The sequence below is a fragment of the Geobacillus sp. FJAT-46040 genome (assembly GCF_002335725.1).
GTDB classification, from domain to species: Bacteria; Bacillota; Bacilli; order Bacillales; family Anoxybacillaceae; genus Geobacillus; species Geobacillus thermoleovorans.
Genome location: NZ_NISS01000001.1, coordinates 1,406,318 through 1,430,579, shown reverse-complemented (window position 1 = coordinate 1,430,579; position 24,262 = coordinate 1,406,318). Strand labels below are relative to the sequence as shown.

The window sequence follows — 24,262 nt, the reverse complement described above, 5'->3', positions numbered from 1 at the left end:
GCGGCTGTTGCTGTCCCTTTTTGCCCAAGCGTCGCCCTCAAAAAGCAGAAGGGATCGTTCGGTAACGGTCGCTCACTAAAGGCGGAGGGAAGTGTTCCATTTGGCTCCGGAAGGACAACAAGGGGCGAACAACCTCATGCGCATCGCCTTGACGTTTGTTATCGCAGCGTCAGGCGGCATCGGATTTGCTCTTTTGCGCGTTCCGCTTCACTGGGTGCTTGGCCCGGCGGCCGTGCTGCTTATAGCGGAACGTTTTTTGAAAGGAAAGCTGTATTGGCCGATGGCAATTCGCAATGCCGGGCTCATCCCGATCGGCTATACGCTCGGCACGTCGATGACGGCGGCGACGCTCGCCGAGATGGGCCGGCAGCTGCCGTCGATGCTGTTGGCGACAGTGTTGATTTTGTTGTTTAGCTTTCTGTTTTCTTGCATGGCGGCGCACATGACTGGCATTTCGCTCCGCTCCATCGTCACCGGCAGCATTCCCGGCGGGTTGTCGCAAATGCTCATTCTCGGCGAGGAGCTAAAAGGAGTCGACGTGACGGTCGTTACGCTTTTTCAAGTGACGCGCCTCATGGGTGTTGTCTTTCTTGTCCCGCTCATCGCTTTGAGCCCGATCTTTTCCGGTAGCTCCGGAGCGGCCATGGATGCTGGAACTGAGCGAGGGCCGGATTGGACGGTTGGTCTTGCTTTATTGTATTTCGTCGTTACCGTGGCTAGCGCACTCGTTGGCAAGCGCATGAAACTGCCGACCGCTTATTTGCTTGGCCCGATCATCGGGACGGCAGCGCTGGTGATCGCTGGGGTGCCTGCACCGGATTTGCCAGCGCCGATATTGGACATCGCGCAAATTACGATGGGGGCTTATCTCGGTTTAACGCTTAAGCCGGCTGACATCAAGGAGAAACGGAAAATGATGCTTGCGGCGGCTGCCACGGGTTTTTCCCTCATTTTGTTTTCTATGGCTGCCGCGTTTGTGCTAACAAGCTTGCACGGCGTCCCTTATTTGACCGCCTTTATCGCTTTGGCGCCGGGCGGCATGGATCAGATGGGGATTTTGGCGCAGGAAGCGCGCGCGAGCCTTGCGATCGTGACGAGTTACCAAATGTTTCGCATTTTTTTCATCCTGTTCGTCGTCCCGCCAGTGCTGAAAAAACTGTTCGCTACCCGCTGGTTTCAACGAATCGAACGTTGGCCAATGCGGCACGGCGGATAAGGATGGCTACGATGGCTATAGCGGCGGAAAAAGTGGGGGCTGTGATAAGTGACAAACATATGCTAAACTAGAAAGAAAAAGGAGGGGAATCGTGATGAATCAATCACCCGTTTACCGCCCGCACAGCCCGGTCGCCAAGCTGGCGGTTTCATTTCTCGCGGCTTTGACCGTTGCGACTGCAGGTCTGTACGCCGGGCAATGGGTGCCGGCCGGCCTTTATTTACCGCTTTATGCGCTTGAACTGATTTTGCTTTTGGTGATGATTTTCGCCCGCCGCAAAAAAGCGGTCGGCTATCCGCTTATGTTTGCGTTTATGCTCGTCTCGGGCGCGACGCTCTATCCGCTCATCGGCTATTACATTTCCATCATCGGCGCGGCGGCGGTGTTCAAAGCGTTTGCGCTGGCCGTTGTATCGTTTTCCGGCGTTGCCATTTACGCAGCGAGAACGAAAGAAGATTTTTCGTTCCTCGGCGGGTTTTTGATGCTGGGCGCGTTTGCGCTCCTTGGCTTGCTGATCATCCAATGGTTCATCCCATTCTCAAGCGTAGGGCAAATGGGCATCGCCGCTTTGGGGATTCTGATTTTCCTTGGCTTTACGATTTACGACATCAACCGTTTGGCCCGCTATGGCTTTACGGAAGCGGACATCCCGATGATTGTGGTCAATATTTACCTTGATTTCATCAACTTGTTTGTCTACATTTTGCGTTTTTTCGCCAGCGATGAGGATTGAGCGCCAAAAAGGGCTGCTCCTTTGGGGCAGCCTTTTTTCCATGACTGTGGCATTGATCAAAGCGGCAAGTCGAAATGGTGCGGCTGTTTTTTTACGGCATTAAAGGGGAAACGCGGTGAGGCAGGAATCGGCAAACGGTGGGGCGAATATAGAGAAAGAAATGGAGAAGAAAGGAGCCTCATGATGAAGTTTGCCGTCAATGTATCGACGATTTTCACGGAAGCGCCGTTTCTCGCCCGGTTTGCCAAGGCGAAGCAGCATGGGTTTTCGCACGTTGAATGCCAGTTTCCGTACTCGGTGGCTCCTGAGGCGATTACTGATGAACTCGTGCAGCTTGAGCTGTCGCTTGTTTTGCTGAATTTGCCCGCTGGCGATTGGGAAAAGGGGGAGCGCGGGCTCGCCATTTTTTCTGACCGTCATGATGAATTCCGGCGTGCACTGGAGGAAGGAGTGCGTTATGCGCTCGCGCTCGGTGTACCGAATCTTCATTGCATGGCCGGAGTGTTGCCAAGGGACTTGCCGCGCGAGCGGGCGAAGGAGACGTATATGCGCCGCATTGACGAAGCGGCTGCAACGCTTGTTGTTCATGGTTTGACGCTGACGATTGAACCGATCAATCCGTTCGATATGCCCGGCTACTTTTTAACCGATATTGAGGAAGCGGCGGCGATCATCCGCGATCTCGGCCGGACGAATGTGAAATTGCAATATGACGTCTATCATATGGCTCGGCTCGGACGCAATGTGACAGCGACGTTTGCCGACTACGCACCGCTCATCGCGCATGTGCAATTCGCTGATGCCCCCGGGCGGCATGAGCCGGGGACGGGAGAGCTTCCGTATCGCGAGATTTTCGCATTTTTGCAAGAGCACGGCTACAATGGAGCGATTGGACTTGAGTACATTCCATCAGGGAAAAGCAGCGAAAGTTTTGTCTGGTATGATGAATACCGCGGAATGAAAGGGGGAGGCGGACGATGACACGCGTCGGCTTTATCGGATTGGGCGTGATGGGCTCGCGCATGGCTAGACGGCTGCTTGAAGCGGGATTCAATGTCACGGTGTACAACCGTACGACAGAAAAAGCGGTTCCGCTTGTCAACCTTGACGCCCGACAGGCGGCGACAGTGGCAGAGCTGGCTGGCGAGGCGGATATCATTTGCACGTGCTTATCGATGCCGGATGATGTCATCGAGGTGTATACAGGTGAAGGCGGTGTCCTTAGCGCGGCCCATCCGGGGACGATTTGCCTTGATTTTACAACCGTCGGTCCGAAAACAAGCCGGTTTGTCGCTCGGCGCGCCGATGAGCACGGCGTCGCCTATTTGGACGCGCCGGTAAGCGGCGGGCCGGAAGGGGCGGAGCAAGGGGCGCTGACGATCATGGTCGGCGGGGCGAAAGAAGCATGGGAGCGGGTGCGTCCGTTGCTTCGGGTGTTAGGAAAAACGGTTGAATATTTAGGAGAAAGCGGCGCCGGCAGCGCGGCAAAAGCGATCAACCAGTACTTGGTCGCCGTCCATTCGGTCGCCGCGGCGGAAGCGATGGTCGCTGGCGTCGCTTATGGGCTTCATGCCGGGAAGCTGTATCGGCTGTTAAAAGAAAGCTATGGAGACAGCCGGATGTTGCGCCGCCATATGGAGCAGTTCGTGTTGCCGCGTCGATTCACTCCTGGCGGGGCGGTCAAGTATGTACATAAAGATGTGCGCTTGGCGAACGAGTTGATGGATGAAATCGGCCTTGGCCGCCGACTCGGCATTCAAGCAGAAGAAGCGTTTGCCGCAGCGATCGCCGCAGGCCTTGCCGACTTGGATATGGCCGCGGTCATTCAGCCGCTCGAGCAGCGGGTCGGAGTGGTGGTGGAAGAGACGGAATGAACAAAATGATCCCTAAATTCAAAAAATTCATTGAAAAAATGGATGAGCGATGGTTTAATAGAAGTAGCAGGAGGGCTGGCACCAAAGGTTATTTTGGGCTAAATCACTTGTATATATGACGGTGATCGGAAAAGGTGTCCCGATTCTTTTGGGACACCCTCCGCCTGATAAAGAAAACGGTTCGAGCGGCTCGCTTTTTTTTACTGATAAAAAGAAACGATGTTTCTTATTAAGAAACGGAGGAGGGCGCTCATGCTTTCATTGACATGGATTGAGGAGCTGCAGGCGTTTTTGCATCCAGAACAGATCAAACGGAATGAATCGTTCCACCCCCTCGGCAATGATGGGGCGGTGACCGTCTATCCGCGAACAGAGGAAGAAATCGCTGCGGTGCTCCGCTATGCCGACCGCCATGGCAAAAAAGTCGTCATCGCTGGACGCGGCACAAAACGGGGGTTTGGCGGGCAGCGGGAACAGGCGGACATCTTGCTGTCGTTGGAACACTATGCCGGCATTGTCGAACATGCGGCCGCCGATATGACGGTCACTGTCAAAGCCGGAACGGTGTTTGGTGATTTGCAGCGCGCGCTCGCTCCGCATCGGCAAAAGGTCGCCTTGGACCCGTTTTGGCCGGAGGAAGCGACGATCGGAGGGGTCATTGCCGCGAACGATAGCGGTCCGAAGCGGCTCGGCTATGGGGCAGCGCGCGATTCGGTCATCGGGCTGCGCGTCGTCTATCCGAACGGGACCGTCATTCGTTCCGGAGGCAAAGTGGTAAAAAATGTCGCCGGCTACGATATGAATAAGTTGTTCATTGGGGCGATGGGGACGCTCGGGGTGCTGAGCGAGATTACGCTCAAGCTTCGACCGCTCGCGAAATATGAAAGCGTTGTGTTGCTGTCGTTCCCAAGCGGCGATCTTCATGACATTCGCTCGTTTGCCGTTTCGTTCCTTGATACAATGATGGAGCCGATTTGTTTTGAACTGCTCAACCCGGCGCTTTCCGAGCGGCTGACGGGACGGCCGGTTTATACGCTTGTGATCGGGTTTGAAGATGTGGAAAACGCCGTCCATTACCAAGAGCATTGGGTTGAACGACTGCGGCCGAAAGCGGTGGAAATGTCCATTTTAGCCGGCGAAGAGACGGCGGCGTTTTGGCGGACGTTTTACACGATGGCACCGAACGGGCGTCTGGAGCAGGCGGAAAACGGTGTTGAAGCGGCAGTGAAAATCGGGGTTGTCAACTTGGATGTACTCTCCATCTTGCGTGAAAGCGTTTTAATCGCTGACCGTTGCCATGTCCGCATCGAGGCGCACGGCGGATTGGGCCACGGGCTTTGTCAGGCGTATATGCACGGCGGCGAAGAGGGAGTGTTGACCGCAATCGAGGAGCTGCGCCAAACGGCGGTTCGCCTTGGCGGCTACGCGATTGTGAAACATTTGCCGCTTTCGCTGCGCCAGCGCGTCGACGTCTGGGGCGGAAAGCCGTCGTACTTTTTCTTGCTCGAAGGCATTAAGCGGAAAATCGATCCGAACAAAACGGTCAACGATCAACGCTTTATTGGGGGATTTAATGATGAGCACGATGACCAATGAACGGGCGGACAGCCCGGCGTGTGCGACCGCGAGTCTTGGCAACTATCGTTTTCACGATTTGCCGGACCCGAGCAAGTGGGCTGATTGCGTTCATTGCGGCATGTGTTTAGAATCATGCCCGACGTACGAACAGACGGGTGAAGAACAGTACTCTCCGCGCGGCCGCGTTCATTTGATGAAGTCGGTCGGCGAAGGGAAGCTTGAGTTGACGCCTGATTTGCTCGATCCGATTTTTACGTGCTTGGATTGCCGTGCATGCACGACGGCTTGCCCGGCCGATGTCGATGTCGGTGGGCTCATTGAACAAGTGCGCGGCCAGCTCCGCCAGGCGGTTCCGCTCACCGGTTGGAAGGCGCTTGTCAGCGACGTTTTCTTAAAAGGCATTTTTCCGCATCCGTCGCGCCTCGATTGGCTCGGCCGCCTGCTGAAATGGTACCAAAAAAGCGGCTTGCAGACGGTGGCGCGCAAAACCGGACTGCTGCGTGTCATGCCCGATCACTTGGCTGAGATGGAGGCGATTTTGCCAGCGGTCGGTACGCCGGTTCGGAGAAAGTATAAACATCAGCCGCTCATTAAGGCGAAGGGGGAAACAAAGCGAACCGTCGCGATTTTGACCGGATGCGTCATGGATGTTATGTTTAGTGATATTAACGAAGCGACGATCCGTGTATTGACCCATAACGGCAACGATGTCGTCATCGTCCCGAACCAGACGTGCTGCGGGGCGCTTCACGTTCACGCCGGCGACCGCGAAACCGGCCGGAAGCTCGCCAAGCAAAATATTGAGGCGTTTCAACATGTCGACCATGTCATCGTTAACGCCGCCGGCTGCGGCTGCATGTTGAAAGAATATCCGGAACTGTTCCGCCATGACCCGGAATGGCATGAAAAGGCGGAGCAATTTGCCGCCAAAGTTGAGGATGTGTCCAAATTTTTGCATGACACGGGCTTCAAACCACCGAAAGCGGAATTGAACGTGCGCCTCACCTACCATGATGCGTGCCATTTGGCCCATGGCCAGGGCATCCGCCAAGAGCCGCGCGCTTTGATTGAAAGCATTCCGGGGGTGGAAATGGTCGCCATGCCAAACGCCGATCGTTGCTGCGGCAGCGCCGGCATTTACAACCTCACCCATCCGGAGATGGCACAAGCGGTGCTTGAGAGCAAAATGCAACACGTGCCGCAAGAGGTGGAGCTGATCTCGATGGGCAATCCAGGTTGCATGCTGCAAATGGCGCTTGGCGTCATGAAACATGGACGAAACCAAAAAATCGTCCATACGGTGCAGCTGCTCGATTGGGCGTACCAAAAAGAAGAAGGGAAGGACGTGCGCATATGAGAAAACGGCCGATTGCAACGAACGACCCGCACATCCAAGCGCTCGCCCGCATCGTTGGGGAACAGGCGATTTTATACCGGAAAGAAGATTTAATGGCGTATGACTGCGACGGCTTCACCGTCCACCGCCATTTGCCAAGGGCGGTTGTATTTCCAAACAGCACGGAGCAAGTGGCGGCGGTCGTCAAATACTGCCATGAGCATGATCTTCCGTTTCTCGCCCGCGGCGCCGGCACGGGGTTAAGCGGCGGGGCGATTCCGCTAAACGGCGAAGTCGTCATCAGCCTAACGCGGATGAAGCGGCTGTTGCACGTCGATCTCGAAAACCGGCGCGCCGTCGTCGAGCCGGGGTTTGTCAACTTGAAGTTGACGAACTCGGTCGCCCACCGCGGCTATTACTATGCGCCCGACCCGTCAAGCCAATATTGCTGCACGATCGGCGGCAACGTCGCTGAAAACGCTGGCGGCGCCCACTGCTTAAAATACGGAGTGACGACGAACCATATTTTAGGGCTTGAAGTCGTCTTGCCGAACGGCGAAGTGATTGAAATCGGCGGAAACGGCGTTCCCGATCCGCCGGGCTACGATTTGCTCGGGCTGCTGACCGGGTCGGAAGGGACGCTTGGCATCGTGACAAAAATCACCGTCCGTTTGTTGAAAAATCCCGAGGCCAAACAGACGGTGCTCGCCTATTTTGACGAAGTGGAAGATGCGAGCCAGACCGTTTCCGACATCATTTCCGCTGGAATCGTGCCGGCGGCGCTCGAGATGATGGACCAAACGGCCATCGAGGCGGTCGAAGCGGCCGCGTTTCCGGTCGGGCATCCGAAAGACATCGCCGCGCTGTTGCTCATTGAAGTGGATGGCATTTCCGCCGGGATCGACGAACAAATCAACGATATTTTAACGATTTGCCGCCGCCATCATGTGCGCGAAGTGAAAGTCGCCCAGTCAGAGGAAGAACGGGCCCGCTGGTGGGCGAACCGGAAAACCGGCTTTGGCGCCATGGGGGCGATTTCGCCTGACTATTTAGTGCAAGATGGCGTCATTCCGCGCAGCCGTCTGCCGGAAGTGCTGCGGGAAATCGCCGATATCAGCCGCAAGTATGGACTGAGAATCGCAAACATTTTCCACGCCGGCGACGGCAATTTGCACCCGCTTGTGCTGTTTGATGCGAGCAAGCCTGGGGAGACGGAGCGGGCGCTTGCCGCCGGAAGCGAATGCCTCAAGGCGTGCGCGGCGGTCGGCGGATCAATTACAGGGGAACATGGCGTTGGCATTGAGAAAAAAGAAGAGATGCGCTTCATTTTCACTGATGAGGAAATTTTGGCGCAAACGGCAATCCGCGACGTGTTTAACCCGAAAAACTTGCTCAACGCCGGCAAGCTGTTCCCGACGCCGGGGCGTTGTGTAGAGACAAAGACGCCGTCGACAGTGAAATGAAAATTTTTTGAAAACAATTGCCAGTCATTTCGTTTCATGGTATCATCTTTTTAGAGAAATTGAAAAACGATGTTTCGTAATAAGAAACAAGAGAGGGGAAGAGAATAATGGGCGAATACGTACAAAAAGGGAACATCCAAGTCGCCAAAGTGTTGTACGACTTTGTCAACGAGGAGCTTCTGCCGAACAGCGGGTTGGATCAAGACAAGTTTTGGAGCGATTTCGGCGCGCTCATTTCCGACTTGACGCCGCGCAACAAAGAATTGCTCACCCGCCGCGACGAAATTCAAGAAAAATTGAATGAGTGGCATAAAGCGCATCGCGGCCGCTTTGATTTTAACGAATATAAAGCATTTTTGACAGACATCGGCTATTTGGAGCCGGAAGTCGAGGACTTTGAGATTACGACCGACAATGTCGATGATGAAATTGCCGTGCAAGCCGGGCCGCAGCTCGTCGTTCCGTTGACGAACGCCCGCTATGCATTAAACGCTGCCAACGCCCGTTGGGGCAGCCTGTACGACGCGCTGTACGGCACCGATGCCATCAGCGAAGAAGACGGCGCCGAGCGCGGTTCGTCGTACAACCCGGTGCGCGGGGCGAAAGTCATCGCCTACGGGCGGCAGTTTTTAGATGAAGCGGTGCCGCTGGCGCAATATTCCCATAAAGACGCTGTCCAGTACGCCATTGTTGATGGCCAGCTTGTCGTGACGACAGAAGGCGGGGCGACGACGGGGCTGAAAGAGCCGGAAAAACTCGTCGGCTTCCAAGGCGACCCGCAACATCCGACAGCGGTGTTGCTGAAGAACAATGGCCTTCACATTGAAATTCAAATCGACCGCGAGCATGCGGTCGGAAAAACGGATCAAGCCGGGGTCAAAGACATTGTCCTAGAAGCGGCCGTGACAACGATCATGGACGGTGAAGATTCGGTGGCGGCCGTTGACGCCGAAGACAAAGTGCTCGTTTACCGCAACTTGTTTGGTCTCGTTAAAGGCGATTTGACAGCGACATTTGAGAAAAACGGCAAAATCATGACGCGCTCCCTGAACCCGGATCGCGTATACAAAACGCCGGATGGCGGGGAGCTCGTGCTGCCGGGCCGTTCGCTCATGTTCGTGCGCAACGTCGGGCACTTAATGACGAACAACGCGATCTTGCATGCGAATGGCGAGGAAGTGCATGAAGGGATCATGGACGCCGTCATTACAAGCTTGATTATGAAACATTCGCTCATCGGCAATACACGCTACTTGAATTCGCGCAAAGGTTCCATCTACATCGTCAAGCCGAAAATGCACGGATCGGCGGAAGTGGCGTTTGCCAACGAGCTGTTTGACCGTGTCGAAGATATGCTCGGCCTTGAGCGGAATACGATTAAAATCGGCGTGATGGACGAGGAGCGCCGCACGTCGCTCAACTTGAAAAACTGCATCTACCAAGTGCGCGACCGCATCATTTTTATCAACACCGGCTTCCTCGACCGGACCGGAGACGAAATTCATACGTCGATGGAAGCGGGGCCGATGCTGCGCAAAAACGAGATGAAATCATCGACTTGGCTGCAGGCGTATGAAAAATCGAACGTCGCCGTTGGGCTTGCCGCCGGCTTCCGCGGCCGGGCGCAAATCGGCAAAGGAATGTGGGCGATGCCGGATTTGATGGCAGAAATGCTGAAGCAAAAAGGAGCGCAGCTCAAAGCAGGCGCCAATACGGCATGGGTGCCGTCGCCGACAGCGGCCACGCTCCATGCGCTTCATTACCATCAAGTGAACGTCTCCGCTGTGCAAAGCGAACTGGCGAACGATCGGAACGATTATCGCGACGACATGTTGCAAATCCCGGTCGTTGACCATCCGCAATGGACAGCGGAAGAGATTCAAGAAGAGCTCGACAACAACTGCCAAAGCATTTTAGGCTATGTCGTCCGCTGGATCGACCAAGGGATCGGCTGCTCGAAAGTGCCGGACATTCACAACGTCGGACTGATGGAAGACCGGGCGACGCTTCGCATCTCGAGCCAAATTCTCGCCAACTGGCTCCATCATGGCATTTGCACGAAAGAGCAAGTGCTTGAGACGCTCAAGCGGATGGCGAAAGTCGTCGACGAACAAAACGCCGGCGATCCGAACTATCGTCCGATGGCGCCGAATTACGATGATTCGGTGGCGTTCCAAGCGGCGTGCGATCTCATTTTCCGCGGCTATGAACAGCCAAACGGCTATACCGAGCCGATTTTGCACCGCCGCCGTCAAGAAGCAAAAGCGAAATTTGCCGCCATTCAGCAATAAACGCCAAAAGTTGTATAAGGAACAAGGGATGGATGACCTTGTTCCTTCCTATCTATTATGATCAGAAAATTAAGAAAATAAATGGAGAAAGGAGGCAGCTCCTAGTTACTACTGGCCGGTTGTCAAACGCAAAGCAGCACAAAAGGCGGTACAAGGGGATGGGGAAGGCTAGTAGCTAGGGATCAGTGATGGAACATTTGCGAGAACGAGCGTTGCTTGTCCATCGGCAGGCAAGAGGAAAGCTGTCAGTTGAAGTGAAAGTGCCGGTCGTGAATGCCAATGATTTAAGTCTCATTTATTCGCCGGGAGTGGCTGAACCGTGCAAAGAAATTTACGTCGACCAAGACGAAATGTACAACTATACAGTGAAGGGCAATTTTGTCGCCGTCGTCTCGAATGGCACGGCGGTGCTTGGGCTTGGCAACATTGGCGCGCGGGCGGCGCTTCCGGTCATGGAAGGGAAAGCCGCCTTGTTCAAAGCGTTCGCCGGGATCGATGCCGTGCCGCTTTGCCTCGATACTGAAGATCCGGAACAAATCATTCAAACGGTCAAGTTGCTGGAACCGGCGTTTGGGGGCATCAATTTGGAAGATATCGCCGCCCCCGCCTGCTTTGTCATTGAAGAGCGTCTTCGCCAAGAGATGGCGATCCCGGTGTTTCATGATGATCAGCATGGCACGGCGATTGTCGTGGCCGCTGGGCTGACGAACGCCTTGAAAGTGGTTGGCAAACAGCTTGCCGATTGCCGGGTTGTCATCAACGGCGCCGGCGCTGCCGGGGTGGCGATCGCCAAATTGCTGCTGTCGATCGGAGTCGGCGAACTGATCGTTTGCGACACAAAAGGAGCGATTTATGAAGGGCGCTCGCATGGGATGAACGCTATCAAGGAAGAAATCGCCCGGCAAACGAATCACCGCCGTATCTCCGGGACGCTTGCGGACGTCATTCAAGGCGCGGATGTGTTTATCGGTGTCTCGGTTGCTGGGGCGTTGACGCCGGCGATGGTTCGGACGATGAACCGCGGGGCGGTCGTATTCGCCTTGGCCAATCCGGTGCCTGAGATCATGCCGGATGAGGCAAAAGCCGCCGGCGCCGCCGTGGTCGCGACCGGCCGGTCGGATTTGCCGAACCAAGTGAACAACGTGTTGGCGTTCCCTGGCATTTTCCGCGGCGCGCTCGATGTGCGGGCGACGCAAATTAATGAGGCGATGAAAATTGCCGCTGCCGAAGCCATCGCCGGGCTCATCCAGCCGGAAGAGCTGACGGAAGAGTATGTCATCCCGAACCCGTTTGACCGGCGCGTCGTCGAGGCCGTCGCTTCCGCCGTCGCCCGTGCCGCCATGGAGACCGGGGTGGCTCGAGTCAAGGAAAAAGTTGAGGAACAAAATCGTGTCAGAGAGGGGTAGCCATCGATGAAATTTGCCCGTTTTCTCGCTGATGGCGCGATTCGCGCCGGTGTGGTGAACGGTGAAGTGATCCGCGAAATCGAAGGAAATATGTTCACCGCTTGGGATTATACGGGAAACGTATTTCGCTATGATCGCGTTTCGCTCGTGGCGCCGCTTGCGCCGCGCCATGTGATCGGCATTGGCGCCAACTATGTGGCCTCCAGTGAACAGCTGCCGGTGGAACTGCCAGATATTCCTGTCTTTTTCTTTAAACCATCCTCGTCGGTCGTCGGGCCGGAAGCGGAGGTGGTCATTCCGAGTGGGGTTGGTGAAGTGAAATTTGAATCCGAGCTGGCGGTTGTGATTGGCAAAGAGGCAAAACAGGTGAGCGAAGAAGACGTGTGGTCGTATATTTTCGGCTATACGGTCGCCAACGATGTCACCGCGCCGCAGTTTTTCCACCCGGACGGCCATTGGACGATCGGAAAATCGTTCGATACGTTTACACCGCTCGGCCCGGTCATTGAAACAGAGCTCGATCCTCGGGCTGTATCGGTGAAAGTGCGGGTCAATGGTGAAGAAAAGCAGAACAGCTCGACCAAGCTGATGATCATTTCCATCAGCAAAATGATTTCGTATTTGTCTCATGTCATGACGCTGCAACCGGGCGACGTCATTTTGACGGGAAGCCCGGTCGGCGCCGAGCTTGTCGGCCCGGGGACGGTCATTGAATGCGATGTGGACGGCATCGGCACGCTCCGCAATACGTTCGTCGCCGCCAAAGCGCCAGCCGTTTCCATCCAACGTTCATAACGAACCTGCGGCATCTCTGGGCCAAACAAGGCATCAGGCGCGTCCTGACGGTGAATACGTTCCGTCCGTTAAGGCGGCGCTCGCTGCCATGCGCGCCTGCGCTGCTCTCCCGCCTGCAAAAGCCCGGCTGTTCGTGTATAATGGCGAGCGGAGAGAACAAATCGAGGTGAATGCGATGGAACGAGAAAACACGGTCAAATCGGTCCGCCGGGCGCTGCAAATTATCGAAATCGTCAGCACGAAAAAGGACGGGCTGGGCGTGACGGAAATCGCCAAACAAATGGACATCAACAAAAGTTCGGTGTACCGCATTTTAACGACGCTTGCCCAATACGGCTATATCGAACAACATCCGGAAACGGAGCGGTATAAGCTCGGCTACAAGTTTTTAGAGCTCAGCTCAAAGCTGCTTGATTCGATCGATTTGCGCCAAGAGGCGAAGCCATATTTGCGCGAGCTCGAAAAAGAAACGAACGAGGTCATCCACCTCGTCGTCTATGATCAAGGGGAAGTCATTTATATTGAAAAATTGGAAGGAACGGAGACGCTGCGCATGCACTCCAAAGTCGGCAAGCGGGCTCCGATGCATTGCACGGCGGTCGGCAAGGCCATTTTAGCCCATTTGCCGCCCGCGGTGGCTGCAGAGATCATCGATCGGAAAGGACTGCCGAAGCATACCGATTGGACGATCACCGACCGCGAGGCATTTTTCCGCGAACTTGAGACCGTCCGGCAAAACGGGTATGCGCTTGACTTGGAAGAAAACGAGTACGGTATCCGATGTGTTGCCGTTCCGATTTTTGACTATACTGGCGGCGTCGTCGCGGCGATCAGCGTTTCCGGCCCGACGATCCGCATGACGGACGACCGCATCACATCGCTCACTGTGCGCATGCGGCAGATCGGCAAAGAACTGTCGGCAAGGCTCGGCTATCGTGGAGCCCATTCCGTCCAGCTGTAGCGGCTGGACGTTTTTTTGTGCCAAGAAGAATGACCTATGTGGATGCCGCCTTGGCGGGGAAGATGAGAGGAAGGCGTCCTTTTTCCAAAACCGTTCAGATACAATCGAACGTTCTGTCGTTCGGCCGGCTCCGATATATCGGTTGTCTGCCAGTTTGAAACGAGAGAGGACTGCCTCTTGGTGGGCGTTTTTTGTAGTGCAAACAAACGGAATGCATGTAAAATAGAAACGAGGTGATATGCGACGTGAAAAAACAGACGCTGTCGGAATGGATCGAACAGCTTCGCCAAGATCCGAATGTCGTGCATTGGCATGAAATCGAACCGAAAGAAGCGAGTTTCGTTCCGTTTCCAGACGAACTCGATCCGCGGCTTGGCGCGGCGCTCAAAGCGCGCGGCATCGCTTCGTTGTATACGCACCAGGCGGCCGCTTATGACGCGGTCCAAAGCGGGCGGAACATTGTCGCCGTGACGCCGACCGCTTCAGGGAAAACGCTTTGCTACAATTTGCCGGTGCTCGATGCCATTGCCAAAGAGCCATCGAGCCGCGCTCTGTATATCTTTCCAACGAAGGCGCTCGCTCAAGATCAAAAAAATGAACTAAACGAGATCATCGCCGAGATGGGGGTGTCGATTTACAGCCATACATACGACGGCGACACGGCGCCGGCGCTGCGGCAAAAAATCCGTCAAGCGGGCCATATTGTCATCACCAACCCAGATATGCTCCATACGGCCATTTTGCCGCACCATACGAAATGGATTTCTCTTTTTGAACAGCTGCGCTACGTCGTCATCGATGAACTGCATACATACCGCGGCGTATTCGGCAGCCATGTGGCGAACGTCATCCGCCGCTTAAAGCGCATTTGCGCCTTTTACGGGAGTCGACCAACGTTTATTTGCACGTCGGCGACGATCGCCAATCCGAAAGAGTTGGCGGAGCGGCTGATCGGTGAACCGGTGGCGCTTATTGACAACAATGGGGCGCCGCGCGGGCGGAAATATTTCGTGTTTTACAATCCGCCGGTTGTCGAGCGGACGATGAACATTCGCCAAAGCGCGACAAAAACGGCCGTTGAGCTCGCAAGACAGCTGCTTGTCAACCGCATTCCGACGATCGTTTTCGCCCGCAGCCGCGTCCGTGTCGAGTTGATTTTAAGCCATTTGCAGGCGGTGGTGAACGAACGAATCGGCGATACGACGATCCGCGGCTACCGCGGCGGCTACTTGCCGAGCGAGCGGCGCGCCATTGAAAAAGGGTTGCGCAGCGGGGAGATTATCGGTGTGGTGAGCACGAATGCGCTCGAGCTCGGTGTTGATATCGGCCAATTGCAAGCGTGCATCTTAACAGGGTATCCGGGAACGATCGCCAGCACGTGGCAGCAAGCCGGGCGCGCCGGCCGGCGCCAGGGCGATTCGCTCGTTGTGATGATCGCAAGCGCAAGCCCCCTCGATCAGTACATCATCTCCCATCCAGAATACTTTTTCGCCCGCTCGCCGGAGGCGGCGCGCATCAACCCGGACAATCTGCTCATTTTGGTCGATCATATCAAATGCGCCGCCTATGAGCTTCCGTTCCGGCGCGGCGAGACGTTCGGCGGCGTCGAGGTCGAAGAGGTGCTCGACTTTTTGGCCGAGCAAGGGGTGCTAAACGAACGCGCTGGGCGCTGGCACTGGATGAGCGACGCGTTTCCCGCGCATGATATCAGTTTGCGCTCCGCGGCTCAGGAAAACGTCGTCATCATCGATATTTCCGACACCGCCCACCATCGCGTCATCGGCGAAATGGACCGCTTCAGCGCGATGACGCTGCTTCATGATGAAGCGATTTATTTGCACGAAGGAGCACAATACCAAGTTGAAAAGCTCGACTGGGAGGAGAAAAAGGCGTACGTCCGCCAAGTCGATGTTGAATATTTTACGGACGCCAATTTGGCTGTCCGGCTTGATGTGCTGTCGGAAGACCGGAGCGAAACGCGCGGACAAATGGCGGTGCGTTACGGTGATGTATCGGTCCGAGCGATGGCGACGATTTTTAAAAAGCTGAAGCTGTCGACGTTTGAAAACATCGGATCAGGGCCGATCCGCCTTCCGGAGGAAACGCTTCATACGTCGGCGGCGTGGATCGAGTGGGAGGCGGTGCCGTCACGGTTTTCCCCGGCGCTGTTTGAACAACTCCTTGTCGGCATCGCCAATGTGCTTGGTCATCTCGTGCCGGTGTTTGTCATGTGCGACCGCTCCGATCTTCACGTCTTGCCGCAGCTTAAGGCGCCGCATTCCGGACGGCCGACGATTTTCCTTTATGATCGCTATCCAGGCGGAGTCGGCCTGTCGGAGGCGGTGTTTGAACGGTATGAAGAGATCATGAAACATGTGAAAGAATGGGTCGAACGCTGCCCGTGTGCGGACGGCTGCCCATCGTGCATCGGCATTTCAAGCGCTGACGGACCGTCGTTGAAGCGCGAACTTGTCCAGTTTTTGGACGAACAACTTGCCGTTTGGGCCGGTCCGTCCGTTTAAGCGTCGTCATGCGTGTTTTTGCCGAGTGTGGGAGAATCAACTTATAGAAGCAAGCCGACGTCAAGCAAGGAGGGGGTGAACGGATGAAGCCGAAGTTGGCGCAATGGAAAGAATTGCTTGCCGCCCGGCATAAAAAGGAGAACGATGAAGAAAAAGAAGAGGAGAAACCGGACGGACGACCTGTGACGGACGTGCCGTATGCCGACGTTTGGCGGGAGTACGGCGCCAAGCCGTATTGGTTTGCCGGCGATTACTGCCTCATTCGGGAAACGGTGTATCCGCTTGACTATCAGCACGGCCGCTATCGGCTCGGAGCGCTGTATGAAGTGCACGAAAGATGGCAGGAAGCGCCGTTTTCCCATCCGCTCTCCTGCCGCGGCTTTGCCGTTAGCGACTTATTCTTTTTTGACACGGAGACGATGGGACTTTCAAGCGGGGCGGGAAACATCATGTTCTTGCTTGGCCACGCCCGCATTCTTGGCGATTTCGTCACCATCCGCCAGCACCTTCTGCCATACCCAGGGGCGGAAGTGGCGCTCTATCAAAGTTTTTTGTCTGACGTCGATTATACGACGCTTGTTACCTATAATGGAAAAGCGTTCGACTGGCCGCGCCTGAAAACGCGCCATGCGCTTGTCCGCAACATGGTGCCAAAACTGCCAGCGTTCGGTCATTTTGATTTGTATCACGCCGCCCGCCGCTTATGGAAAGACAAATTGGATTCGCTGCGCCTTTCGGAAGTGGAGCGGCACATTCTCTATGTCGAGCGGGGCGATGATGTGCCGGGCTTTTTGGCGCCGATGATGTACAAGGAGTTTTTGCAAACGCCCCATCCAGACCGGCTCATGCCAGTATTGCGCCATAACGAGCGCGACGTGTTGTCGCTCATTGCTCTCTACATTCACCTATCCGTTCAGCTGCTTGAAGCGGACCGGCTCGCTGACCCCAAGGAGCAGTTGGCCGCCGCCCGTTGGTTCGAAGCGGTCGGGGAAACAGCGGCGGCAAGGGGGGTGTACGAGGAGGCGAGCGGCAAAGGGGCGAAGGAAGCGCAGACGGCGAAATGGCAGCTTTCGCTTTTATACCGAAAAGAAAAACGATATGAAGAGGCTGCTCTCCTTTGGCGCGACTTGTTTATCCACGGAAATGGCTATTGGAAGGCGAAGGCCGGGCTTGAACTGGCGAAGGTGTATGAACATTATTTCCGGGATGCGGCCGAAGCGCACCGTTATGCCGTTATGGCATATGAAGCGTGGCGGTCGCTCGCTAGGATGAGCCGACAACATAGCGAGAAAGAAGAAGCGGAATGGCGCAGGCGGCTCGCGCGGCTTGAACGCAAGAAAAACGGGTGAGAACTCGTCCATTTCCCTGGCAAGCGCAAAATATGACAGAAAACGAAAATGTTTCGTCTTTTTGTTGTGAATCTTGTAGAAAAAAGAAAAAACGTGTACAATGGCATCGGAATGAACGAAAACGATGGCAGGGAGAAGAAGACGATGCGGAGCATGTACAAAAAAATTTTGTATCTCTTTTTTATTGTCGTCGGTTTGACGTTTGTCGTGTTCAATTATATCTATTAATGAACGTCAGAGAGGCCGGCGCCGCATAACGGATTCAAAAAGACGAATGACTATGCCAAAACGTCCGAAGCACCGGAGCGAGAGAGCCGGTAGATTGTTGGCGCGAATGGCTCTTCAAAATGGGTGTTTATACTAGTACGAGTCCACTCCGTTCATCATAGGCTAGTATTGTCAAGCAACAGCCTAAATTGATGAAAGGAGAGGAATATGATGCATTGCCTGCCGAATGTAACGGCGCCGATCGTTCATCCGCCTCGTTGCAACGTTTTGCATCATTTCGAAGCAACGATTGTGCCGCATATCCATCCATCGCATACGATGCATGTTTATCATCACCTGTATGAACATCAACATTATTTCCCGCATACGGAATCGGCGGTGGCTCAGGCTGCCAATCGCCATCTGTACTGCCCGGGTCCGGGACCGATGCCATTTCCGCCGTTTCCGCTGCGATAGTAAGGGCCAAAAACAGAAGCCGCTTTGTCGGCTTCTGTTTTTTTACGGATGGAAAACGCCGGCAGCCGGCGGCGTTTGGGCGGGAGGACGGCGTTTCGGCGCCGCCGGGAAGTCTGCGTGGGCGCCATGCGGCTTCCCGATCGATGCGGCAAGCCAACCGTCAATTGACAACCGGCTGAATTTCTGAAAAAATAAAGAGAAGATGATCGTTGAATGCGGATTGAGGTGAAAAGCCATGTCAGCCCATCAAGTGAAACTGACGCCGAAAGACATTTTAGAAAAGGAATTTAAGGTAAGCATACGGGGGTACAACCAAGACGAAGTGGATCAATTTTTGGATCTCATTATTAAAGATTATGAAGCATTTCAGCAAGAAATTGACGAGTTGCGCCAGGAAAACGCCCGGCTGAAGCGGCAAGTCGAGGAGCTTCAAAAACGGCCGGCGATGTCGGCGGGAACGACGAACTACGACATTTTGCAGCGCCTTTCCAACTTAGAAAAGCATGTGTTTGGCCGGAAACTGTATGAATAACCAGCCGGCAGGGCGAAGTTGATGCAGGGATTTCTAATTTTTTCTTCTTGATTCTCACACCAAGATCAGCTATACTGTAAGATGCTCGCAGCGTTAATCATGTTCGGGTAATCGCTGCGGCCGGTTTCGGCCGTAGAGGAAAGTCCATGCTCGCACGGTGCTGAGATGCCCGTAGTGTTCGTGCCTAGCGAATCCATAAGCTAGGGCAGTCTGGCTTCGGCTGGGCTGACGGCGGGGAAAGAACCTACGTCCGCATGCGGATATGGTTCGATTACCCTGAAAGTGCCACAGTGACGCAGCTCTAAGGGAAACCTTAGAGGTGGAACGCGGTAAACCCCACGAGCGAGAAACCCAAATGATGGTAGGGGCACCTTCCCGAAGGAAATGAACGGAGGGAAGGACAGGCGGCGTACGCTGCCTGTAGATAGATGATTACCGCCGGAGTACGAGGCGAAAGCCGCTTGCAGTACGAAGGTACAGAACATGGCTTACAGAACATGATTAACGCGGTGATTGGAATCGTGGGAAAGCCCTCCTGCAGGAAGGAGGGCTTTCTCTTTTGTGTGTTTTCCTTCCATATGACTATAATGGAAGTATAGACCATGAATGAGGATACATACGCCTATCAGATAGGGGGAACAGGATGACTTCGTTTTCGCTGATTGCCACGGCCGCGATGGGGCTCGAATCAGTCGTCGCGGAAGAAGTGCGCCGGCTTGGTTATGAGTGCCAAGTGGAGAACGGCAAAGTGACGTTTGAAGGCGATGCGCTCGCCATTTGCCGGGCCAACCTTTGGCTGCGCACCGCTGACCGCGTGAAGCTGAAAGTCGGTGAGTTTCGAGCGACGACGTTTGAGGAGTTGTTTGAACAAACGAAGGCGTTGCCATGGGCCGATTACTTGCCGAAAGATGCCGAGTTTCCGGTGATCGGGAAGTCGGTCAAATCAACGCTGTTCAGCGTTTCCGACTGCCAAGCCATTGTGAAAAAGGCAGTCGTCGAAAGCTTAAAAGCGCGCTATCATTTGTCGTGGTTCCCGGAAACCGGGCCGTTGTATCGGATCGAGGTGGCGCTTCACAAAGATATCGCTACGTTGACGATCGATACAAGCGGCGCCGGGCTGCATAAACGCGGCTACCGTGCTCGCCAAGGGGAGGCGCCGCTAAGAGAGACGCTCGCGGCCGCCTTAGTGTTGCTCACCAATTGGACGCCCGAGCGCCCGTTCGTCGATCCGTTTTGCGGGTCGGGCACGATTGCCATTGAGGCGGCGCTGATCGGCCAAAACATCGCCCCAGGGTTTAACCGGGATTTCGTCTCGGAGCAATGGCCGTGGATCGGGGAATCGGTATGGGAAGAGGCGCGCCAAGAGGCGGAACAGATGGCGCGTTACGACCAACCGCTTGATATTTGCGGGATTGACCTTGACCCGCACATGGTCGAGATCGCCAAGATGAATGCAGCCGAAGCGGGGCTTTCCGATCTCATTTCTTTTCGGGAGGGCCGCGCCGAGCAGTTTCGGACCGATGCACAATACGGGGTGATCGTCGGCAACCCGCCATACGGCGAACGGCTTGGCGAACAACGGGAGGTCGAAGCGCTCTATCGCGCCATCGGCCGCGCCTTCGCCGCCTTGGATACGTGGTCGGTGTACATTTTAACCGCCCACCGCGGTTTTGAAACGCATTACGGCCGCCCGGCGACGAAGCGGCGCAAACTGTTTAACGGCTTTATTGAAACCCATTACTACCAGTACTGGGGGCCGCGGCCGCCGCGCGAAGCTCGAAGTTGACTTCTCGGCGGCCATCGATCATAATATTGTTTTGTTACTAGGGATCGAGCGCGCAACAAACTTGTTGCGCGCTTATGCATGATATGCCGGGGGAGTTTATGCCAATTGGAGGGGTGGCGACGATGGGCCATGAACGTTATCCGTTTGTTGTAGAAAAAAATGAAAACTTTTTTGATAAGTTGAGCCAGTGGATCGGCGATGTTTTTTATGACATTTTGCCGGAAGCCGGCTTTGAGCTGCGCGACGAGCAAATTTATATGGCGTTTCAGCTCGAGCGGGCGTTTCGAGAAAAAAAGGTGATCTTCGCCGAAGCGGGAGTTGGCACAGGGAAAACGATCGTGTATTTGCTGTATGCAGTCTGCTACGCCCGCTATACCGGCAAGCCGGCCATTATCGCCTGCGCCGATGAGACGCTCATTGAGCAGCTCGTCAAAAAGGAAGGCGATATTGCGAAGCTATCCAACGTGCTCGGGCTGGAAATCGACGTCCGGCTGGCGAAATCGCCAGATCAATATTTATGTTTGAATAAACTGGAAGAAGTAACGACGTATGACGATGACGACATCGAGCTGTATGAGCAAATTTACGATGAACTTCCGGCCTTCGTCCATGACAACAAACCGCTGCAGTCGTTCTACCGCTACGGCGACCGAAAAGAATACGCCCACCTGACTGATGAGCAGTGGAAAAAAATCGCCTGGGATCCGTTTCAAGACTGTTTCACGTGCGAAAAGCGGCATCGCTGCGGACAGACGCTTTGGCGCGACTATTACCGGAAGGCGGCGGATTTGATCATCTGCTCGCACGATTTTTATATGGAACATGTTTGGACGTATGAAGCGCGCAAGCGGGAAGGACAGCTGCCGCTGTTGCCGGAAGCGAGCTGTGTCGTGTTTGACGAAGGGCATTTATTGGAGTTCGCTGCGCAAAAGGCGTTGACATATCGAATGAAAGAGACGACGCTTGAGACGTTGCTGACACGTCTTCTTGAAAACGACATCCGTGAAGAGCTCGCCTATTTAATTGAGGAGACGCTGGAGACGAGCACGCGCTTTTTTGATGAGCTGAAAGCGTGCGCGAAAGACGTTCCGGGTTCGAACCGGAAAGAAATTTTGCCGTCGCCGCGTCTTGAACAATGGGCGAAGCGGCTCCGCGGCCAAATGGTCGAAATCGGCAACGAGCTTGTGTTTGAAAGCGAGACGTATACGATCGATCATTACCAGCTGAACATTGTGGATGAATATTTGGACCAAATCCAGTATTCACTCGATTTGTTTTTGAAAAACGCCGACGCCATTACGTGGCTTGAGTCGTCGCGTCAAGAGGCGACGTTTGTCGTCATGCCGCGCACCGTTCAAGAAGTGTTGCGCGAAAAAGTGTTCAGCAAACGAATGCCGTTTATCTTTTCGTCAGCGACGCTATCGAGCGGAAAATCGTTTGCCTATATCGCCCAAAGCTTAGGCATTGATGACTATTTATCGTTCAGTGTGCCGTCGCCGTTTGATTACGACGAACAGATGACGATTTTTATGCCGACGTTCCGCACGGATGAGACGCTGTTTGCCAAAAAATACGCATATGCGCTTGAAAAATTGCGCGAAACCGGAGGCCGGGCGCTCATCTTGTTCCCGACGCGCGAGGAGCTTCTTCAGTTTAAAGAGGCGGCAGCCGGCGAACCATTTTCGTTTTTGTTTGAAGGCGACCGTGAAATCAGCGATTTGGTCGCCGAGTTTCAGCGTAACGAGGAAACGGTGCTTTGTTCCGAACATTTATGGGAAGGACTTGACATCCCGGGGCCGTCGCTTTCGAACGTCATTATTTGGTCGCTGCCGTATCCGCCGAATGATCCGGTGTTTCAGGCGAAGCGAAAAGCGTATAGCAACCCGTTTTGGGACGTCGATGTGCCGTATATGCTTCTTCGCCTTCGCCAAGGAGTCGGACGGCTCATCCGCACGCGCGATGACCGCGGCATCGTTTCCATTTTCGTCACCGACAGGGAAGATGAACGGGTCATTGCGGCGATCAAAGACGTGTTGCCGACAGCGGTGAGGGAAGAATGATATTCTTCCCTTTTTCATTTTCCACAAAAATAGCATTTTCTCGCTGGCAAGCAGGAAAATGGCACCTTGTTATGGAAATGATGATACGGCCATGAAATACATAGGGGGACTGAGTATAGTGAAACCAATCGAAGCGCAGTTTTTGCAATACGTGAAAAAAATGACGGGCTACCGCGAAGCGATTGGCCTCATGTATTGGGATTTGCGGACTGGCGCCCCGAAAAAAGGGGTCGAGCAGCGATCAGAAGTGATCGGCATGCTGTCAGAAGAAGTGTTTCGCATGTCGACATCCGAGGAGATGGCAGCCTTTATCGCCAAGCTGTCGCCCAAAGCCGTCTACGAAGAGCTGGATGATGTGACAAAGAAAACGCTTGATGAATGCAAAAAAGAATACGAGCGCAATAAAAAAATTCCAGCGGATGAATACAAAGAGTTTGTCGTGCTTTGTTCCAAAGCGGAAAGCGTTTGGGAAGAAGCGAAAGCGGCTGCTGATTTCGCCCGGTTTCGCCCGTATTTGGAGCAAATCATCGAGTTTCAGCGCCGCTTTATCCGTTATTGGGGGTATGAAGGACACCCGTACAATACGCTGCTCGATCAATACGAGCCGGGCATGACCGTCGATTTGCTTGACGAACTGTTCAGCCGCCTGCGCGAACGCATCGTCCCGCTTGTGCACGCCATTTCCGCCGCGTCCGACAAGCCGGATGTGTCCTTTTTGTTCGCGCCGTTTCCAAAAGGAAAGCAGCGCGCTTTTCTGCTTGAGTTGCTTAAAGAGCTCGGCTATGATTTTGGCAAGGGGAGACTTGATGAGACGGTCCATCCATTTGCGATCGAGCTCAACCCGAACGATGTGCGCATTACGACGCGCTACGACGAGCGCGACTTCCGCACCGCGGTGTTTGGCACGATCCATGAATGCGGCCATGCGCTGTATGAACAACACATTTCCGAGGCGCTTGTCGGCACTCCGCTTGCAAGCGGGGCGTCGATGGGCATTCATGAATCGCAGTCGCTCTTTTTTGAAAATATGATCGGACGCCACTATGCGTTTTGGAAGCGGCATTACCCGCGCCTGCAGCAATACGCGCCCACGCAGTTCGCCGACGTTTCGCTTGATGCGTTTTACCGGGCGATCAATGAAGCGAAGCCGTCGCTCATTCGTATTGAAGCGGACGAACTGACGTATCCGCTCCATATTATCATCCGCTATGAAATCGAAAAGCAGCTGTTTGCTGGGGAGCTGGAAGCGATCGACTTGCCGGATGTATGGAATGAGAAATATGAACAATACCTTGGCATCCGCCCGCACAACGATGCGGTCGGCGTGTTGCAGGACGTCCATTGGTCCGGCGGCAGCTTCGGCTATTTCCCATCGTATGCGCTCGGCTATATGTATGCGGCGCAATTCAAGCAAGCGATGGAAAAAGAGTTGGATGTAGCTGGGCTGCTTGAAGAGGGGAACATCGCACCGATCCGTGAATGGCTGACCGTTCATATCCACCAGTTTGGAAAAATGAAAAAGCCGCTCGAACTTGTGCGCGATGCGACGGGCGAAACGCTGAAAGCCGATTATCTTATTCAATATTTAGAAGAAAAATATAAGGCGCTTTATCGATTATAGAAACAGGCGCGTCAGTGCAAACATCGTTCTTACGCTGTTCGTTTAGTTTTTCTGT

General features: G+C 54.5%; 19 protein-coding genes and 1 other RNA gene. 19 read left to right on the top strand and 1 reads right to left on the bottom strand.

The annotated features are described in order from the left end of the window. Positions 1–136 precede the first annotated feature (136 nt). From CD000_RS07640 to CD000_RS07570, 14 genes are all read left to right on the top strand, one after another. Positions 137–1,216, top strand: coding sequence for an AbrB family transcriptional regulator (locus CD000_RS07640; protein ID WP_096226257.1), 1,080 nt, complete (start codon positions 137–139; stop codon positions 1,214–1,216). Positions 1,217–1,310: 94 nt separating this feature from the next. Then, the gene (locus CD000_RS07635) at positions 1,311–1,949 is read left to right on the top strand and encodes a Bax inhibitor-1/YccA family protein (protein WP_096225367.1); all 639 of its coding nucleotides are present in this window, start codon (positions 1,311–1,313) and stop codon (positions 1,947–1,949) included. Positions 1,950–2,132: 183 nt separating this feature from the next. After that, positions 2,133–2,930, top strand: coding sequence for a hydroxypyruvate isomerase (gene hyi, locus CD000_RS07630; RefSeq protein ID WP_096226256.1), 798 nt, complete (start codon positions 2,133–2,135; stop codon positions 2,928–2,930). Continuing rightward, a complete protein-coding gene (locus CD000_RS07625; RefSeq protein WP_096225366.1) occupies positions 2,927–3,823 on the top strand; it encodes an NAD(P)-dependent oxidoreductase in 897 nt (298 codons plus the stop codon). The genes hyi and CD000_RS07625 overlap by 4 nt, the downstream gene beginning before the upstream one ends. 252 nt (positions 3,824–4,075) lie before the next feature. Next, positions 4,076–5,419, top strand: a complete 1,344-nt coding sequence (locus tag CD000_RS07620; protein WP_096225365.1) for an FAD-binding oxidoreductase — start codon at positions 4,076–4,078, stop codon at positions 5,417–5,419. After that, positions 5,397–6,758, top strand: coding sequence for a (Fe-S)-binding protein (locus CD000_RS07615; RefSeq protein WP_096225364.1), 1,362 nt, complete (start codon positions 5,397–5,399; stop codon positions 6,756–6,758). The genes CD000_RS07620 and CD000_RS07615 overlap by 23 nt, the downstream gene beginning before the upstream one ends. Then, positions 6,755–8,200 carry an FAD-linked oxidase C-terminal domain-containing protein gene (locus CD000_RS07610; protein ID WP_013145472.1) on the top strand — a complete coding sequence of 482 codons (1,446 nt, stop codon included), beginning with the start codon at positions 6,755–6,757 and terminating at the stop codon, positions 8,198–8,200. Before CD000_RS07615 ends, CD000_RS07610 begins: the two co-directional genes overlap by 4 nt. A gap of 107 nt (positions 8,201–8,307) precedes the next feature. Continuing rightward, positions 8,308–10,491, top strand: coding sequence for a malate synthase G (locus tag CD000_RS07605; RefSeq protein WP_096225363.1), 2,184 nt, complete (start codon positions 8,308–8,310; stop codon positions 10,489–10,491). Positions 10,492–10,679: 188 nt separating this feature from the next. Then, positions 10,680–11,897: an NAD(P)-dependent malic enzyme gene (locus CD000_RS07600; protein ID WP_011231030.1), complete on the top strand. Its 1,218-nt coding sequence runs from the start codon at positions 10,680–10,682 to the stop codon at positions 11,895–11,897. Positions 11,898–11,903: 6 nt separating this feature from the next. After that, positions 11,904–12,692, top strand: coding sequence for a fumarylacetoacetate hydrolase family protein (locus CD000_RS07595; protein ID WP_096225362.1), 789 nt, complete (start codon positions 11,904–11,906; stop codon positions 12,690–12,692). Between the two features lie 175 nt (positions 12,693–12,867). Next, a complete protein-coding gene (locus tag CD000_RS07590; protein ID WP_031213154.1) occupies positions 12,868–13,653 on the top strand; it encodes an IclR family transcriptional regulator in 786 nt (261 codons plus the stop codon). 245 nt (positions 13,654–13,898) lie between these two features. Next, positions 13,899–16,175 (top strand): DEAD/DEAH box helicase, encoded by a 2,277-nt coding sequence (locus CD000_RS07585; RefSeq protein ID WP_096225361.1) that lies wholly within the window; start codon positions 13,899–13,901, stop codon positions 16,173–16,175. Between the two features lie 83 nt (positions 16,176–16,258). Beyond that, positions 16,259–17,524: a ribonuclease H-like domain-containing protein gene (locus CD000_RS07580; protein WP_011231034.1), complete on the top strand. Its 1,266-nt coding sequence runs from the start codon at positions 16,259–16,261 to the stop codon at positions 17,522–17,524. Between the two features lie 438 nt (positions 17,525–17,962). Next, positions 17,963–18,208, top strand: a complete 246-nt coding sequence (locus CD000_RS07570) for a CotD family spore coat protein (protein ID WP_014195684.1) — start codon at positions 17,963–17,965, stop codon at positions 18,206–18,208. 42 nt (positions 18,209–18,250) lie between these two features. Here the strand turns inward: CD000_RS07570 and CD000_RS07565 are convergent, their stop codons facing one another. After that, positions 18,251–18,445 (bottom strand): hypothetical protein, encoded by a 195-nt coding sequence (locus CD000_RS07565; RefSeq protein ID WP_014195685.1) that lies wholly within the window; start codon positions 18,443–18,445, stop codon positions 18,251–18,253. Between CD000_RS07565 and gpsB the strand changes: the two genes are divergently transcribed. The 5 genes from gpsB to CD000_RS07540 all read left to right on the top strand — a co-directional run bounded on the left by gpsB (position 18,444) and on the right by CD000_RS07540 (position 24,207). Next, positions 18,444–18,740 (top strand): cell division regulator GpsB, encoded by a 297-nt coding sequence (gpsB, locus tag CD000_RS07560; RefSeq protein ID WP_011231037.1) that lies wholly within the window; start codon positions 18,444–18,446, stop codon positions 18,738–18,740. The genes CD000_RS07565 and gpsB overlap by 2 nt on opposite strands. A 99-nt stretch (positions 18,741–18,839) precedes the next feature. Then, positions 18,840–19,236: RNase P RNA component class B (gene rnpB / locus CD000_RS07555), an RNA gene on the top strand. Positions 19,237–19,383: 147 nt separating this feature from the next. Beyond that, positions 19,384–20,526, top strand: coding sequence for a THUMP domain-containing class I SAM-dependent RNA methyltransferase (locus CD000_RS07550; RefSeq protein ID WP_014195686.1), 1,143 nt, complete (start codon positions 19,384–19,386; stop codon positions 20,524–20,526). A 122-nt stretch (positions 20,527–20,648) separates the two neighbouring features. Beyond that, positions 20,649–22,586: an ATP-dependent DNA helicase gene (locus CD000_RS07545; RefSeq protein ID WP_096225360.1), complete on the top strand. Its 1,938-nt coding sequence runs from the start codon at positions 20,649–20,651 to the stop codon at positions 22,584–22,586. Positions 22,587–22,704: 118 nt separating this feature from the next. Beyond that, the gene (locus CD000_RS07540) at positions 22,705–24,207 is read left to right on the top strand and encodes a carboxypeptidase M32 (protein ID WP_304441552.1); all 1,503 of its coding nucleotides are present in this window, start codon (positions 22,705–22,707) and stop codon (positions 24,205–24,207) included. The last annotated feature ends 55 nt before the right edge of the window (positions 24,208–24,262 follow it).

Excerpts from the sequence above, each read along its gene's own strand:
- hyi (WP_096226256.1), top strand. The coding sequence starts at position 2,133 with ATGAAGTTTGCCGTCAATGTATCGACGATTTTCACGGAAGCGCCGTTT.
- CD000_RS07595 (WP_096225362.1), top strand. The coding sequence starts at position 11,904 with ATGAAATTTGCCCGTTTTCTCGCTGATGGCGCGATTCGCGCCGGTGTG.
- CD000_RS07620 (WP_096225365.1), top strand. The coding sequence starts at position 4,076 with ATGCTTTCATTGACATGGATTGAGGAGCTGCAGGCGTTTTTGCATCCA.
- gpsB (WP_011231037.1), top strand. The coding sequence starts at position 18,444 with ATGTCAGCCCATCAAGTGAAACTGACGCCGAAAGACATTTTAGAAAAG.
- CD000_RS07625 (WP_096225366.1), top strand. The coding sequence starts at position 2,927 with ATGACACGCGTCGGCTTTATCGGATTGGGCGTGATGGGCTCGCGCATG.
- CD000_RS07635 (WP_096225367.1), top strand. The coding sequence starts at position 1,311 with ATGAATCAATCACCCGTTTACCGCCCGCACAGCCCGGTCGCCAAGCTG.
- CD000_RS07580 (WP_011231034.1), top strand. The coding sequence starts at position 16,259 with ATGAAGCCGAAGTTGGCGCAATGGAAAGAATTGCTTGCCGCCCGGCAT.
- CD000_RS07605 (WP_096225363.1), top strand. The coding sequence starts at position 8,308 with ATGGGCGAATACGTACAAAAAGGGAACATCCAAGTCGCCAAAGTGTTG.
- CD000_RS07590 (WP_031213154.1), top strand. The coding sequence starts at position 12,868 with ATGGAACGAGAAAACACGGTCAAATCGGTCCGCCGGGCGCTGCAAATT.
- CD000_RS07600 (WP_011231030.1), top strand. The coding sequence starts at position 10,680 with ATGGAACATTTGCGAGAACGAGCGTTGCTTGTCCATCGGCAGGCAAGA.
- CD000_RS07615 (WP_096225364.1), top strand. The coding sequence starts at position 5,397 with ATGATGAGCACGATGACCAATGAACGGGCGGACAGCCCGGCGTGTGCG.
- CD000_RS07550 (WP_014195686.1), top strand. The coding sequence starts at position 19,384 with ATGACTTCGTTTTCGCTGATTGCCACGGCCGCGATGGGGCTCGAATCA.
- CD000_RS07610 (WP_013145472.1), top strand. The coding sequence starts at position 6,755 with ATGAGAAAACGGCCGATTGCAACGAACGACCCGCACATCCAAGCGCTC.
- CD000_RS07565 (WP_014195685.1), bottom strand. The coding sequence starts at position 18,445 with ATGGCTTTTCACCTCAATCCGCATTCAACGATCATCTTCTCTTTATTT.
- CD000_RS07545 (WP_096225360.1), top strand. The coding sequence starts at position 20,649 with ATGGGCCATGAACGTTATCCGTTTGTTGTAGAAAAAAATGAAAACTTT.
- CD000_RS07640 (WP_096226257.1), top strand. The coding sequence starts at position 137 with ATGCGCATCGCCTTGACGTTTGTTATCGCAGCGTCAGGCGGCATCGGA.
- CD000_RS07570 (WP_014195684.1), top strand. The coding sequence starts at position 17,963 with ATGCATTGCCTGCCGAATGTAACGGCGCCGATCGTTCATCCGCCTCGT.